Raw genomic sequence first — 13646 nt, forward strand, 5'->3', positions numbered from 1 at the left:
CAACGGCCGCATCAAAACTTGCTAATCCTTTGAGATAACGTCGATTTTTAGTTTGGCCCGAGATCGGCCAATACCGCCGCCCCGCGCGTCAGGCTTTGCCCGGATTGACCGCCGAAATTATGACGAAGGCCTGCGCCAGCGGCCAGTCGTCGGTGATCGAGAGGTCGATCCGGGCATCATAGCCCTCGGGCGTCAGCGCCTCGAGCCGAGCCAGCGCCCCGCCGGTCAGCTGCATGGTCGGCCGTCCCCCCGGCAGGTTCACCACCCCCATGTCGCGCCACCAGACGCCCCGCCGGATGCCGGTGCCCAGCGCCTTGGAACAGGCCTCCTTGGCGGCAAACCGCTTGGCATAGGTCGCCACCACCATCTTTTCGCTCTTGGCGCGGCGACCGGCCCTGGCGCGCTCGGCCTCGGTGAAGACGCGGTCGAGAAAGCGGTCGCCGTGGCGCTCGATGACCTTGGCCACCCGGCGAATGTCGATCAGATCGGAGCCGATGCCGATGATCATGCCTTGCCCTGGCGCGCCAGATCGCGGCTCTCGAGATTCTTGCGGCCGCGGTCCATCGCGGCCCGCATAGTCCGCACGGTCTCGGCGAGCCCGACGAACAGCGCCTCCCCGATCATGTAGTAGCCGATGTTCAGCTCCATGATTTCGGGCAGGCCGGCGATCCTCTCCGCGGTCTCGTAATCGAGGCCGTGGCCGGCATGGACTTCGAGGCCGGCCGCGCGCGCCAGCGCCGCCCCGGCGACGATGCGCTGCCATTCGGCTTTCGCCGTTGCCGCGTGGCCGTCGACCACGGCGTCGCACCATGCGCCGGTGTGGATCTCGATCACGGGCGCCCTCAGCCTGGCCGCCATTTCGATCTGGGCGGGATCGGCGGCGATGAACAGCGACACCCGGATGCCGGAGTCGTTCAGCCGGGCGATGAAGGGCTTAAGCGTGTTGTGCTGGCCGACCACGTCGAGGCCGCCCTCGGTGGTGAGTTCTTCGCGGCGCTCGGGCACCAGGCACACCGCATGCGGCCTGGTCGCCAGCGCGATCTTCAGCATGTCCGCGGTCGCCGCCATCTCGAAATTCAGCGGTTTCGAAATCTCCGCCTTGAGCCGCGCCATGTCGTCGTCGCGGATGTGACGGCGGTCCTCACGCAAATGCGCGGTAATGCCGTCGGCGCCCGCCGCGATCGCGGCCAGCGCCGCGCGCACCGGATCGGGCCGCTCGCCGCCCCGCGCGTTGCGCAGTGTGGCGACGTGATCGACATTGACGCCGAGACGCAGCGGAGGAGGTTGGGGCATTTACGGACTCGCGGCAAAACTTGAGAACGAGAGAGAGACTGGCTTGTCATGCGCAGGCTCCGACCCGCGCATCCATCTTCTTGAAAAGAATGAATTGCCGGGTCAAGCCCGGCAATGACGAACTGTACTATCCATTGACGCGGTCGACCCGGGCGACCACGGCCTTGGCGCGCAACTGGGCGATAATAGCGCTGAGATGCTTCAGGTCATAGACCTCGAGATCGATGGTGAGCTCTGTGAAATCGGGCGAGCGCCTGTGCATGCTGATGTTGTCGATATTGCCGTCGTGCTCGGCGATCACGGTGGCGACCTGGGCGAGGCTTCCGGGCTCGTTGACGTTGTCGACCCTGATCCGCGCCGGGAAGCGCTGCGGCGTGGTCTCGTCGACATCCCAGCGCACGTCGAGCCAGCGCTCAGGCTCCTCCTCGAAATCCTTCAGCGCCGGCGACTGGATCGGGTAGATCGTGATGCCCTCCCCCGGCGTCACGATCCCGACGATGCGGTCGCCCGGCACCGCGCCGCCGTTCGGCGCGAACTTCACCGGCAGATCGGAATTGATGCCGCGGATCGGAATGGCGGACGGGCTGCGCGCCGGGTCCGGCGGCGATTTCAGCTTCAGCTTGACCGCAAGACTCCTCTTGGCGCCGAACCGCCCGATGCGTTCTTCCTTGTAGTCGGGATACATCGCGCGCGCGACGTCGGAGGCTTTCATCTCGCCGCGCCCGACCGACGCCATCACGTCGTCGATCGAGGCCCGCGCCAGCCGCGGCAGCGCGCCCTTGAGCTTGTCGTCGGCGTAGTCGATCTTGGCGCGCGCGAACAGCCGCTCGACGATGCGGCGGCCGAGGCCGGCATACTGATCGCGCACCGCGGTGCGCGTGGCGCGGCGGATCGCGGCCCTCGCCTTGCCGGTGACCGCGAGCGATTCCCAGGCCGACGGCGGCGCCGCCTGCGCTTCCGAGGTCAGCACCTCGACCTCGTCACCGTTCTGCAGCTCGGACGCCAGCGGTGCGAACTTGCCGTTGATCTTGCAGCCCACCGCGCTGTTGCCGACGTCGGTATGCACCGCATAGGCGAAGTCGATCACATTGGCATGACGCGGCAGCGCGATCAGCTTGCCCTTGGGCGTAAAGCAGAACACCTGGTCGTGAAACAGCTCGAGCTTGGTATGCTCGAGGAACTCTTCCGGGTTGGCGCTGTCGGACAATATCTGGATGGTATGGCGCAGCCAGGCGAAGGCGTTGGATTCGCGCTTCAGGAGTTCGGTCGGCGAGCCGACGCCGTCCTTGTAGAAGGCATGCGCGGCGATGCCGAGTTCCGCGATCTGGTCCATCTCCTCGGTCCGGATCTGCAGTTCGACGCGCTGGTTGCCGGGACCGATCACGGTGGTGTGGATCGAGCGGTAGTCATTCTGCTTCGGCGTCGAGATGTAGTCCTTGAAGCGGCCGGGCACCACCGGCCAGGTGGTGTGCACCACGCCAAGCGCGCGGTAGCAGGCCTCGACGCTGTCGAGCACGACGCGGAACCCGAAGATGTCGGACAATTGCTCGAAGCCGACCGACTTGCGCTCCATCTTGGTCCAGATCGAAAACGGCCGCTTGCGCCGGCCGTAGACGTGCGCCGCCATGCCGTTGTTCTGCAGGTTCTTGGTGAGCTGGCTTTCGATTTCGCCGATCAGGTTGCGGTTGCGCTCCTCCAGCGAATCCAGCCGCTGCGTCACCACCGCGTAGGCTTCCGGATCGAGCATGCGGAACGAAAGGTCTTCGAGTTCCTCCCGCATCTCCTGCATGCCCATGCGGCCGGCCAGCGGCGCATAGATATCGAGCGTCTCTTCGGCGATCCGGCGGCGCGAGGCGGGCGGCACGAATTCCAGCGTGCGCATGTTGTGCAGGCGGTCGGCGAGCTTGATCAGGAGAACGCGTACGTCATCGGCGATCGCCAGCAACAGCTTGCGCAGGTTCTCGGCCTGCTTGGCCTCGCGCGACACCAGTTCGAGCCGCTTCAGCTTGGTGAGCCCCTCCACCAGGGCGCCGATCTCGTGTCCGAAGATGTGATCGATTTCGGCGCGGGTGGCCTCGGTATCCTCGATGGTGTCGTGCAGCAGCGCCGCCACGATGGTGGCGTCATCGAGCTTGAGATCGGTGAGGATCGCTGCGACCTCGAGCGGATGCGAGAAATAGGGATCGCCGGAGGCGCGGGTTTGCGTGCCATGCGCCTTCATGGCGTAGACATAGGCGCGGTTGAGCAGGTCTTCGTTGGTGTCCGGATTGTACGACCTGACGCGCTCGACCAGATCGTATTGCCGCATCATGCCGGAGCGCGGCGACTTGGCGGGCCTGGCGGGCGCCGGAACAGGCGAGGACGGCGCCACGGCGACCGATTCGGTCGCAGCCTGCATCTGCCTTGGATTGCGGCGCCAATACGCCATCGATCAGTGCCTTGTGCCTTCATGTGCGGAGCTCGGACGTGGCCCGCTTCACGACATAACCTAGTGTGTTCTCGGTCGAAGCATCACCCGTTCGGACGGGTAAATGTTCGGTTTCGGGGAACCTGGAAAGCAGCATTCGGCTGCACCCGTTACGACGCATCGTAACCACAAAAATGTCAATAAAAGCAAAGGCCCGGACAAATGTCCGGGCCTTTGGCAAAATCAGGCGGGTTCGGCGGTGACCGGGGCCCGGCTATTCGTCCTCTTCGGGCTGCTCTTCCGGCGGCGCGAGGCCTTCGAGGCCCTTCAGCAGCTCTTCCTCGGTCATCCGCTCGACGGCGACCTCGGTGTCGTCGGCGTCGACGCTGGCTCCGGCCGACCCAATCAGGGGTACGGTATCGGGCTCCGGCTCATCGACTTCGACGAATTTCTGCAGGGAATGAACAAGCTCTTCCCGCAAATCCTCGGGGGAAATCGTCGAGTCCGCGATTTCGCGCAGAGAAACCACCGGATTTTTGTCGTTGTCGCGATCAACCGTAAGTTGTGACCCGGACGAAATCATCCGGGCGCGATGTGCCGCCAACAGAACCAGATCGAACCTGTTGTCGACCTTATCAATGCAGTCTTCTACGGTGACGCGCGCCATCGACTGTCGCTCCGTTAGGTGGGACGAATATGTTGATTATGCCGGGGTAATTATAGGTCCCGAGGGCTTTCCGCAAGGCCAATTTGTGATTTGCCTTCCCGCTGGGCTCTGGTAACCCCTCCCATGGGCCGGGGGGCCCGGACCGTCCAGACGTGGCAAATTGCCGTCCAGGACAAGAAATCGCTTCATTGCGGCGTCAAAAGTAGTGGTCTTTTCGCCCTTGCTACACCACATTTGCGGTGGTGTTTGTCGGGGCCAAATTCACCGAACTTTAGGCAGCATATGCTGGAAATGCGCGGCCAGTTGCCGCTGCGCCAAGAATGTAACAACAACGTGAGAAACCATTGATGTCACCTGCTTCCAACAAGATCGCGCTCTTCATCGATGGCGCCAACCTCTACGCAACCGCCAAGACGCTCGGCTTCGACATTGATTACAAGCGCCTTCTCAAGGAATTCCAGAGCCGCGGTACGCTGCTGCGCGCGTTCTACTACACCGCGATCATCGAGGATCAGGAATACTCATCGATCCGCCCCCTGATCGACTGGCTCGACTACAATGGCTACACGGTGGTCACCAAGGCGACCAAGGAATTCATCGACGCCAGCGGCCGCCGCAAGGTCAAGGGCAACATGGATATCGAGCTCGCGGTCGATGCGATGGAACTCGCCGAGCATGTCGACCAGATCGTGCTGTTTTCCGGCGACGGCGATTTCCGCTCGCTGGTCGAGGCGGTGCAACGCCGCGGCGTCCGCGTCACCGTGATCTCGACGATTTCGAGCCAGCCGCCGATGATCGCCGATGAGCTGCGCCGCCAGGCCGACGTCTTCACCGACCTGGTGGAGCTGCAATCCAAGCTCGGCCGCGATCCCTCCGAACGCCCGGCTCCGCGCGAGCCGCGCCATCACGCGCCGCAATTCCTGCAGCGCGCGACCACCATGGCGCCGAGAGGCGATGACGAAGATTTCGACGATTGAGAATGAGCCGGCGCGCGGCGTGACGCTGCCCGCCCTGCTGCGCACCGAACCCGACCGTGATTGCCCGCTCTGTCCGAGGCTCAAGAGCTTCCGCGAGGAGGCGCGCGCGCGCGAGCCGAAATGGTTCAATTCGCCGGTGCCCTCATTCGGCGATCCCGACGGGCGGCTGTTGATCGTCGGCCTCGCACCGGGCCTGCAGGGCGCCAATCGCACCGGGCGTCCCTTCACCGGCGACTATGCCGGCGATCTGCTCTACGCGACGCTGCTCGAATATGGTTTTGCCAAAGGCGTCTATCAGGCCCGGCCCGACGACGGGCTGACCCTGGTGGATTGCCGAATCAGCAACGCGGTGCGCTGCGTGCCGCCGCAGAACAAGCCGCTGCCGCTGGAGATCAACACCTGCCGGCAATTTCTGTCGGCGACGCTTCTGGCGATGCCGAAACTGCGCGCGATCGTGGCGCTCGGCCGCGTCGCGCACGACTCGATGCTGAAGGTGCTGGAGCTTCGCGCCGCAGCGGCGCCGTTCGCGCACGGCGCGATCCATCAAGGACGCAGCGTGAAGCTTTACGACAGCTATCATTGCTCGCGCTACAACACCAATACGCGGGTGCTGACGCCGGACATGTTCCGCAGCGTGTTCGCGAAAGTCAGGGCGGATTTGGATGGCTGATTTGTAGGGTGGGCAAAGGCGCGCTTGCGCCGTGCCCACCATTTTAATTCACCGGCCTCTACGTCGACTATGGTGGGCACGCGGAGCCTGTCATCGGGCGCGCATTCGCGCCCGTTGGCTTTGCCCACCCGACGACTCAAACTCGATTTTGCTTGAGCCACGCCAGCACGTCGCCGGCATTTCGGTCGGGCGGAAACACCGGATAGAACACGTGGGCGATGCGGGCGTCGTCGATCACCAGCGCCAGCCGCTTGATCAGGGTGAGGCCCGCCACCTGCATGGTCGGCAGGTTCAGCGCCCGCGTCAGCTCCAGCTTCTCGTCCGACAGCACCGCAAACGGCAGATGCAGCCGCGAGGCCATCTCGGTCTGATAGGCGTTGCCCTGCGTCGACAGGCCGAACACATGGTTGGCGCCGGCCGCCTTCAGCTCCGCGAACAGGTCGCGAAACGAACAGGTTTGCGGCGTGCAGCCGCGGGCGCCCGGGATCATGTCCCAGTCGTCGACCAGGCTGATCTTGCCGGGCTCGCCGGTCCTGGGATAGGCGAACACCACGGTGCGTCCGGGCAACGCCGACAGCGTCACCGAGGTATCGTCGGTCGCGACCAGGCCGAGCGGCGGGATCGTCATGCCCACCAGATGCGCCGCCGCGCCGTCGTCGGTCGGCGCCGGAATCTTGCTCCAGTCGACTTCGAGCAGGTTCTTCTGATTCATCGCCCTTCCCTCGGCATCCAACATTGTCAAACCTCATGGTGAGGAGGCGCTCGCTCGCGCCGTCTCAAACCATGAAAGTCCCGCTGTCTCATCCTTCGAGACGCGCGCAAGAGCGCGCTCCTCAGGATGAGGCAATTGCCCTACCCCCGCGCCCGCAGCAGGCGGCCCTTCTCACGGCTCCAGTCGCGCTTCTTCTCGCTCTCGCGCTTGTCGTGCAGCTTCTTGCCCTTCGCGATCGCCAGCAGCAGCTTGGCGCGGCCACGTTCGTTGAAATAGAGCTTCAGCGGAATCAGCGTCATGCCTTCGCGGTCGACCGCACCCATCAGCTTGTTGATCTGCTTCCTGTGCAGCAGCAGCTTGCGCGGCCGCTTCGGCTCGTGGTTGAAGCGGTTGGCCTGCAGGTATTCCGGAATATTGGCGTTGATCAGCCAGATCTCGCCGTCCTTGGTGTCCGCATAGGATTCCGCGATGGTGGACTTGCCGCTGCGGAGCGACTTGACCTCGGTGCCGGTCAGCGCAATGCCGGTCTCAACCGTGTCCTCGATGGCATAGTTGAACCGGGCCTTGCGATTTTCGGCGACGACCTTGATCGCCCGCTCGTTCTTCTCGGCCATTACGAAAAAATGCCTTGTAATCTAACTTGGACAGGCAGCGATAGCACTCGGTGCGCGGCTGCGCACGTCAAGACTTTTTGAGCAGATCGCGGATCTCGGCAAGCAGCTCTTCCTGGCGGCTCGGCTTTGGCGGCGCCGGCGCGGCTTCATCCTTGCGCTTCAGCGTGTTCATGGCGCGAATGACCATGAACAGCACGAAGGCGATGATCATGAAATTCAAGGTCAGCGTCAGGAAACTGCCCCAGGCCAGCACCGCACCCTGCTTCTTCGCGTCCGCCAGATTGGTCGCGGTGACGGCCTTCGACAGGCCGGTGAAGTAGTTGGAGAAGTCGAGGCCGCCGGTAATCGCTCCGATGATCGGCATGATGATGTCGCCGACCAGCGAGGTCACGATGCCGCCGAAGGCCGCGCCGATGATGACGCCGACGGCAAGGTCGACGACGTTGCCCTTCATCGCAAATTCGCGAAATTCCTTGAGCATCTGCAGCCCCTTCTCTTCAGCTTCGCGGACCGGGACACCGTTGGCGGCCGGATTCTCGGCGACCAGATTTCTGGCGGCAGGGTCGAAAGCTCAGTTGATCAGCCCTGCATGCACCATGGCGTCATGGATCACCTTGCCGGTCGGCGGCGTCACCTTCATCAGCGGCAGTCGCACTTCTTCGTCCAGCCGCCCCAACAGCTTGAGGCCATGCTTGGCTCCAGCCAGGCCCGGTTCCTTGAAGATGGCATCATGCAGCGGCACCAGCCGATCCTGAATCTTCAGTCCGGTGGCGTAGTCGCCCTTCAGGACGGCGGACATCAGGTCGGCGCACAGCTTCGGCGCCACATTGGCGACAACCGAGATGCAACCATGTCCGCCCGCCGCCATATAGGCCAGCGCCGTCATGTCCTCGCCGGAAAGCTGGATGAAATCCGGTCCCATCGCGTGGCGCTGCTGCGACACGCGGGCAAGATTGGCGGTGGCATCCTTGACGCCGGCGATGTTCTTCAGTTCGAACAACCGGGTCATGGTCTCCACCGACATATCGACGACGGAGCGCGGCGGGATGTTGTAGATGATGATCGGAATGCCGATCGCATCATTCACCGCCTTGAAGTGCTGATACATCCCTTCCTGCGTGGGCTTGTTGTAATACGGCGTCACCACCAGCACGGCATCGGCGCCGGCCTTCTCGGCATGGACAGCCAGATCGATCGCCTCGCGCGTGGAATTCGAGCCCGCGCCGGCGATAACCGGCACCCGTCCCTTCGCCTCGTCGATACACAACTCGACCACCCTGTGATGCTCGTCATGGCTGAGCGTCGGGCTTTCTCCGGTCGTACCGACGGGAACAAGACCGTGTGAACCCTGATCGATCTGCCAGCTCACCAGCCCGCGGAAGGCCGCCTCATCGAGCGAGCCGTTCTTGAATGGCGTGACCAAGGCGGTGAATGAGCCCCTGAAATTCGTCTTGGCTGCCATGGACTTCCTCCGAACGCGCGTTGCTAGCCGTCTCAACCGGCGATAAGGACCAATTCATATCGAGTCTGGCGTTCCCGCGAAAGGGCCGCTCTGGTCCTACCCCAGCCGCGATTTTGCCGCGGTGCTGGCGCAGACAACGGCAGCCACCGCCGCAATTAGTATTTTGTCCACATATTCAATCAAATAGACCTAGAGCCTCAGCGATTGAATGATTCGCCGTCAGGGAACGCCGTGACCCATCCCGCCCGCGCAGCCGCATTGCGATCGACGGCACTGGCCACAAGCCTGGCGCTAGCCTTGGGATTGTCGGCCTTTGCGGTGGAAGCGGCAGCCAAGCCCAAGGTTCCATTGCCGAAGCCGCGGCCGATCGCGCGCAACGTCATCCCCAACACGGCCGCCAGGAATACCGCGCCTGCCGCCGCCAAGAACGCCGTCCCGGTTGCGGCCCCTGCTCCGGCCTCACCCGCTCTGGCGCCCGCGCCCCGCCGGCATGCGGCCTTGCCGCCGCCCGTGCGCAAACCGGTGACGCCGGCCGCGGTCGCCGCGACGACATCGACCTCGCAGGCCGATACCGAGGCGCTGGAAAACGTCATCGAGCTGGTGCGCAAGCACAAGCCCGGCGATGCGACCCAGGTTCAGGCGGCCATTTCGGACCCGGTGGCGAAGAAGCTCGCGGAATGGATCATCCTGCGCAGCGACGATAACGGCGCGTCGGTCGAGCGCTATCGCGCATTCATCTCGGCCAATCCAAGCTGGCCCTCGCAGACCTTCCTGCGCCGGCGGCTCGAAGCGGCGCTGTGGGACGACCGTCGCGACGACGCAACGGTGTGGGCATGGTTCGAGAGCGAATCGCCGCTGTCGGCCAAGGGCAAGTTCGCGCTGGCGCGCGCGATGATCGCGCGCGGCGACCGCGCCAATGCCGAGCGTCTGGTGCGCAGTGCGTGGCGAAACGATTCCATGTCCGAAGAGACCGAGAGCACGGCGCTCGACCTGTTCGGCGCTTTGATCACGCCGGGCGACCACAAGGCGCGGATGGATTTCCTGCTCTACGGCAGCGAGCATCAGGCCGCGCTGCGCGCCGCCAAGCGGCTCGGCGCCAATCAGGTAGCGCTGGCAAAGGCGCGCATCGCAGCCTACAGGAAGGCCGCCAACACCAAGGCCCTGCTCGACGCGGTTCCGCACGAACTTCACGGCGATCCCGGCTATGTCTTCAACAAGATCCAGCTACTCCGCCGCCAGGAGAAATTCGCCGAGGCGGCGCAGCTCATGCTCGGCGCGCCGAAGGACCCGGGCCGGCTGCACAATCTCGATGAATGGTGGATCGAACGCCGGCTGCTGGCGCGCAAGATGCTCGACGTCGGCGAGCGCCGCACCGCCTACCTGATCGCACGCGACGCCGCACTCCCCACCCGCGACATCTACAAGACCGAGCAGGAATTCACCGCGGGCTGGATTGCGCTGCGCTTTCTGACCGACCCGGCGACAGCGGCACAGCACTTTGCCCGGATCGGCGTCGGCAGCGTCAACCCGACCGCGCTGGCGCGCGCCGGCTACTGGCAGGGCCGCGCCGCCGAGGCCGCCGGCCGCGCCCAGGAGGCCCGCGCGGCCTACACCAGGGCGGCCGAGCAATCGACCAGCTACTACGGCCAGTTGGCGCGCGCCAAGCTGGGATTGCCGCAGATCGAGTTGAACGGCGCCCAGGCCGGCCGCGCGCGCGGGATCGAAAGGCTGGAAATCGTCCGCGCGGTGCAGCTGCTCTACGCACTGGACGAGCGCGAAATCGCGATCCCGATCTTCGGCGACATGGGCGAAAACGGCGATCCCGACGCGCTGGTGGGGCTCGGCGAACTGGCGTCGCGCAACGGCGACGCGCGCGGCATGCTGCTGCTCGGCAAGGCCGCCCTCAACCGCGGCCTGCCGTTTGATTTCTACGCCTATCCGGTGACCGGAATCCCGTCGTTCAAGCCGATCGGGCCGGAGGTCGAGCGGAGCATCATCTACGCCATCGCCCGGCAGGAAAGCGCCTTCAATCCGGCCGTCGTCTCCCCGGCGCAAGCCTATGGGCTGATGCAGGTGACGCCAGATGCAGCCCGCTATGTCTGCAAGCGGCACGGCGCCACCTACGACCTCGGCCGGCTGAAGAACGATTCGGTCTACAACGCCACCCTCGGCGCCGCCGAACTCGGCGGGCTGCTCGAGGACTATCGCGGCTCCTACATCATGACCTTCGCGGCCTACAATGCCGGCCGCGGCAGCGTCAAGAAATGGATCGAGCGCTACGGCGATCCGCGCGATCCCAAGGTCGACGCCATCGACTGGGTCGAGCAAATCCCGTTCTCCGAGACCCGCAATTATGTGCAGCGGATCATGGAGAATTTGCAGGTTTATCGCACGCGGTTCGGCGGCGGGACGCGGCTACAGATCGAGGCCGACCTGCACCGCGGCGCTACCGTCGAGTAACCCCCGATTCCGGATCGTCACGCGGCCGATGGCTGATCAATGAAGCCTGTTGCGCTTCCTCGGATCAGTGACGCCCGGCTTCTTCGGGTAGCCGCGGTTCGGGTAGGCATAGAACGGATTCACGTCGCAATAAGCGAGACGGCCCGAGGCCGTCGCCAGACACTGCTCATAGGTATCGAAGCTGCAATCGCCGACCGGACTGTCGTAAATGTCGCCCTTGATGCAGAACAGATAATCCCGGGCCTGTACCGGCGATGGCGTCATGTCGATTGAAACCATCGTGCCGACAGCGACGGCTGCCAGGAAAAATTTACGCATCAATGACCTCCCTGATGGGTCGCCCTGAGAAAGGACGAACGGATCCCGACAACATCCCGCTTCGATTCGTAGCGCAAGCCTATCCCGGGCGCCGCCATGCTGCTTGATCCTGAGCAAAGAAAAACCCCCGGCGGGTAACCGCCGGGGGTTCTTTTAGAGTGTCGTTAGACTGGTATTACCAGTTGCGCTGAGCGCGGAGCAGCATTTGGTAGGTGTTCTGATCCTTGAGCTCATAGACGGCGACAGGCTTGGCAACGGCGGCACTAGCACCGGCGCCCGTGGTTCCCGCGTACTTCTGATCAATGTTGGTGTAGGTGAAGTCAGCCGAGAAAGTCAGGCCCTTGACCGGAGTCCAACGGGTGATCAAACCGAGCTGCGCAATGTTGTAGTCCGGATTGCAGCTGGTGAGACCGGCGCCAAGCGCCGTCCTGACCGTACCGCCAACACCGGCCACACCGCACATCAAAGTCTTAGCTGTGTCGTTGTAGCTGACCGCAGCGTAAGCACCGTAGATGGCCGAGTTCCAGTAGGGATCCCAGTTGTGGGTGTACGCACCGCGCATACCCCAAGTGGTGACCAACTGCTGATCGCCGCCCACCGCGAACACTGAATCGGGCGCAAACCCGATACCAAGGCTCTGGTACGCGCCGGCCAAGCCGGTGCCGCCATAGACCGTGCTTGCACCCGCGGCGCCAGCGAGATCCTGGATGTTGTAGCGGGTCGCGCCGTTGGTGTAGACGCCCTGAATGTTGATCGTGTCACCCGCACCTGTCGGGATGTTCTTGATCGACAAGGCCAGCTGACCAGCCCAGCCCCACTTGTCCGCGGGATGACCGGAGGGCTCGCCGAGGGCAGTGTAGTAACCAACATGGTTGTTGTGCGCAGCGACCGACGCCTGGAACAGACCCCAAGCCTGGTCAACACGAAGCATGGCCACCAGGTCGGGAGCACGGGTCCCACCGTAGTCGCTGGTGCCGTAGCCGAAGACACCCGGTGTGCCGAGGTTATTGACGCCAGCCTGATAGTACTGCGTCTGCTCTTGCGCCGACAAGGTGCCCGACACGCCGTTGCCGAACTGGGCGGTGTAGCTGAACTGGTTGACACCAGTAACGGTGCCGCCGCCGCCGACGAGACCGTCGTAGTTGTTGCCGGGATAGTTGACCCAGGGAGCGCTGAACTGGGAGACAGCCTTACCCATCGTGAAGCCAGCGAACTGGATGAAGGCGTAGTACATGCCCAGCGAACCGCCCGCGACCGAGCCGTTGCCGTTGGTTCCGGCCGGAGCCGAGTCATACGCCGTCGTTCCGGAACCGGCATAGCCACCCGAGGTCCAGGTGAAGGTCGCATCGAAGTAGGTGCGGACCACGCCATACTCGGTCGCGGTGCGCGTATCGATGTTGAGGTCTTCACGGGAACGAGTGGTGAAATAGTTGCTCAGGCGGTTATTCGCGCCAGCCAAGCCCGACGTATTGCCGGTGTAGACGCTGTTGGTGCCCAGCGCGGTTTCAACGCGCAGATAACCACCCAGCTTGATGCAGGTATCGGTACCCGGAATGTAGTAGAAACCGGCACCGTACAGGGAGCAGATCTTCACGTACTCGACCGCTTTGGCCTTGACGGGAAGATCGGCTGCCTGAGCTCCACTCACGGCGATCAGACCCGCCGCTGAGCCGAGGATAAGGCTCTTAACCATCTTCATGTTAACCTCCAAGTTGCTCTGTAGGGAAGGTTCCGGATCCGCCGGGTGCAACACCCTAAGGTTGGTTCCCTTGTCCCTTAAAACCCGCTTAGTCGCTTCGCGCCTTCGGACACTCCCGCATCAACGCGAGGGACTTAAGCGAACCACCTAACGGGACGACCTCGGGATGCCCCCCTCCGTCGCATCGACACAATTACCGAACACTTCTGCACACGCAACAAAGGAACCGCTCAGAACGGGGTGAGTCAGGCCGTTTTTGGATGGGTGTTGCACAAATAACACGCAACCGCGATCAAGATTCCGTTGCAAGTCATTGTTTTGCAATGATGTTTTTGGTTGGTTCCATTTGACCCACGGTTTGTTGCCT

13 protein-coding genes are annotated in these 13646 nt (G+C 63.6%); 3 read left to right on the forward strand and 10 right to left on the reverse strand.

Going from position 1 to position 13646, the window contains the following annotated elements; translation table 11 throughout:
- Nucleotides 1-88 precede the first annotated feature (88 nt).
- From acpS to rpoZ, 4 genes are all read right to left on the reverse strand, one after another.
- A complete protein-coding gene (gene acpS / locus KMZ68_RS15690; protein ID WP_215612160.1) occupies nucleotides 89-508 on the reverse strand; it encodes a holo-ACP synthase in 420 nt (139 codons plus the stop codon).
- The gene (locus tag KMZ68_RS15695) at nucleotides 505-1293 is read right to left on the reverse strand and encodes a pyridoxine 5'-phosphate synthase (RefSeq protein ID WP_215612161.1); all 789 of its coding nucleotides are present in this window, start codon (nucleotides 1291-1293) and stop codon (nucleotides 505-507) included. The genes acpS and KMZ68_RS15695 overlap by 4 nt, the downstream gene beginning before the upstream one ends.
- Nucleotides 1294-1420: 127 nt before the next feature.
- Complete coding sequence (locus KMZ68_RS15700; protein ID WP_215612162.1) at nucleotides 1421-3721, reverse strand: RelA/SpoT family protein; 2301 nt, start codon at nucleotides 3719-3721, stop codon at nucleotides 1421-1423.
- Nucleotides 3722-3974: 253 nt separating this feature from the next.
- Nucleotides 3975-4367, reverse strand: a complete 393-nt coding sequence (gene rpoZ, locus KMZ68_RS15705; protein ID WP_024512695.1) for a DNA-directed RNA polymerase subunit omega — start codon at nucleotides 4365-4367, stop codon at nucleotides 3975-3977.
- A gap of 347 nt (nucleotides 4368-4714) precedes the next feature.
- Here rpoZ and KMZ68_RS15710 point away from each other — a divergent pair, with 347 nt between their 5' ends.
- Nucleotides 4715-5344 carry a LabA-like NYN domain-containing protein gene (locus KMZ68_RS15710; RefSeq protein WP_215606369.1) on the forward strand — a complete coding sequence of 210 codons (630 nt, stop codon included), beginning with the start codon at nucleotides 4715-4717 and terminating at the stop codon, nucleotides 5342-5344.
- Nucleotides 5322-6014 (forward strand): uracil-DNA glycosylase, encoded by a 693-nt coding sequence (locus tag KMZ68_RS15715; RefSeq protein ID WP_215612163.1) that lies wholly within the window; start codon nucleotides 5322-5324, stop codon nucleotides 6012-6014. The genes KMZ68_RS15710 and KMZ68_RS15715 overlap by 23 nt, the downstream gene beginning before the upstream one ends.
- 136 nt (nucleotides 6015-6150) lie before the next feature.
- On the opposite strand, the gene KMZ68_RS15720 is transcribed toward KMZ68_RS15715, so the two are convergent.
- The 4 genes from KMZ68_RS15720 to dapA all read right to left on the reverse strand — a co-directional run bounded on the left by KMZ68_RS15720 (nucleotide 6151) and on the right by dapA (nucleotide 8802).
- Nucleotides 6151-6726, reverse strand: coding sequence for a peroxiredoxin (locus KMZ68_RS15720; protein ID WP_215612164.1), 576 nt, complete (start codon nucleotides 6724-6726; stop codon nucleotides 6151-6153).
- Nucleotides 6727-6866: 140 nt separating this feature from the next.
- Nucleotides 6867-7340 carry an SsrA-binding protein SmpB gene (smpB, locus tag KMZ68_RS15725; protein ID WP_215606366.1) on the reverse strand — a complete coding sequence of 158 codons (474 nt, stop codon included), beginning with the start codon at nucleotides 7338-7340 and terminating at the stop codon, nucleotides 6867-6869.
- Nucleotides 7341-7407: 67 nt separating this feature from the next.
- Complete coding sequence (gene mscL, locus KMZ68_RS15730) at nucleotides 7408-7821, reverse strand: large conductance mechanosensitive channel protein MscL (RefSeq protein WP_215612165.1); 414 nt, start codon at nucleotides 7819-7821, stop codon at nucleotides 7408-7410.
- Between the two features lie 90 nt (nucleotides 7822-7911).
- Nucleotides 7912-8802 carry a 4-hydroxy-tetrahydrodipicolinate synthase gene (gene dapA, locus KMZ68_RS15735; RefSeq protein WP_215612166.1) on the reverse strand — a complete coding sequence of 297 codons (891 nt, stop codon included), beginning with the start codon at nucleotides 8800-8802 and terminating at the stop codon, nucleotides 7912-7914.
- A 231-nt stretch (nucleotides 8803-9033) separates the two neighbouring features.
- On the opposite strand from dapA, the gene KMZ68_RS15740 reads away from it, so the two are divergent.
- Nucleotides 9034-11262 carry a lytic transglycosylase domain-containing protein gene (locus tag KMZ68_RS15740; protein WP_215612167.1) on the forward strand — a complete coding sequence of 743 codons (2229 nt, stop codon included), beginning with the start codon at nucleotides 9034-9036 and terminating at the stop codon, nucleotides 11260-11262.
- Nucleotides 11263-11298: 36 nt separating this feature from the next.
- On the opposite strand, the gene KMZ68_RS15745 is transcribed toward KMZ68_RS15740, so the two are convergent.
- Both KMZ68_RS15745 and KMZ68_RS15750 read right to left on the reverse strand, forming a co-directional pair.
- Nucleotides 11299-11580 (reverse strand): DUF3551 domain-containing protein, encoded by a 282-nt coding sequence (locus KMZ68_RS15745; protein ID WP_215612168.1) that lies wholly within the window; start codon nucleotides 11578-11580, stop codon nucleotides 11299-11301.
- A gap of 175 nt (nucleotides 11581-11755) precedes the next feature.
- On the reverse strand, nucleotides 11756-13279 hold the full coding sequence (locus tag KMZ68_RS15750; RefSeq protein WP_215612169.1) for a porin: 1524 nt from the start codon (nucleotides 13277-13279) through the stop codon (nucleotides 11756-11758).
- Between the last annotated feature and the right edge of the window lie 367 nt (nucleotides 13280-13646).

Source organism: Bradyrhizobium sediminis (genome assembly GCF_018736105.1).
Classification (GTDB): Bacteria; Pseudomonadota; Alphaproteobacteria; order Rhizobiales; family Xanthobacteraceae; genus Bradyrhizobium.

Coding starts and splice junctions, on each gene's coding strand:
- KMZ68_RS15750 (WP_215612169.1), bottom strand. CDS start 13,279: ATGAAGATGGTTAAGAGCCTTATCCTCGGCTCAGCGGCGGGTCTGATC.
- KMZ68_RS15710 (WP_215606369.1), top strand. CDS start 4,715: ATGTCACCTGCTTCCAACAAGATCGCGCTCTTCATCGATGGCGCCAAC.
- KMZ68_RS15720 (WP_215612164.1), bottom strand. CDS start 6,726: ATGAATCAGAAGAACCTGCTCGAAGTCGACTGGAGCAAGATTCCGGCG.
- KMZ68_RS15700 (WP_215612162.1), bottom strand. CDS start 3,721: ATGGCGTATTGGCGCCGCAATCCAAGGCAGATGCAGGCTGCGACCGAA.
- dapA (WP_215612166.1), bottom strand. CDS start 8,802: ATGGCAGCCAAGACGAATTTCAGGGGCTCATTCACCGCCTTGGTCACG.
- rpoZ (WP_024512695.1), bottom strand. CDS start 4,367: ATGGCGCGCGTCACCGTAGAAGACTGCATTGATAAGGTCGACAACAGG.
- smpB (WP_215606366.1), bottom strand. CDS start 7,340: ATGGCCGAGAAGAACGAGCGGGCGATCAAGGTCGTCGCCGAAAATCGC.
- KMZ68_RS15695 (WP_215612161.1), bottom strand. CDS start 1,293: ATGCCCCAACCTCCTCCGCTGCGTCTCGGCGTCAATGTCGATCACGTC.
- acpS (WP_215612160.1), bottom strand. CDS start 508: ATGATCATCGGCATCGGCTCCGATCTGATCGACATTCGCCGGGTGGCC.
- mscL (WP_215612165.1), bottom strand. CDS start 7,821: ATGCTCAAGGAATTTCGCGAATTTGCGATGAAGGGCAACGTCGTCGAC.
- KMZ68_RS15715 (WP_215612163.1), top strand. CDS start 5,322: ATGACGAAGATTTCGACGATTGAGAATGAGCCGGCGCGCGGCGTGACG.
- KMZ68_RS15745 (WP_215612168.1), bottom strand. CDS start 11,580: ATGCGTAAATTTTTCCTGGCAGCCGTCGCTGTCGGCACGATGGTTTCA.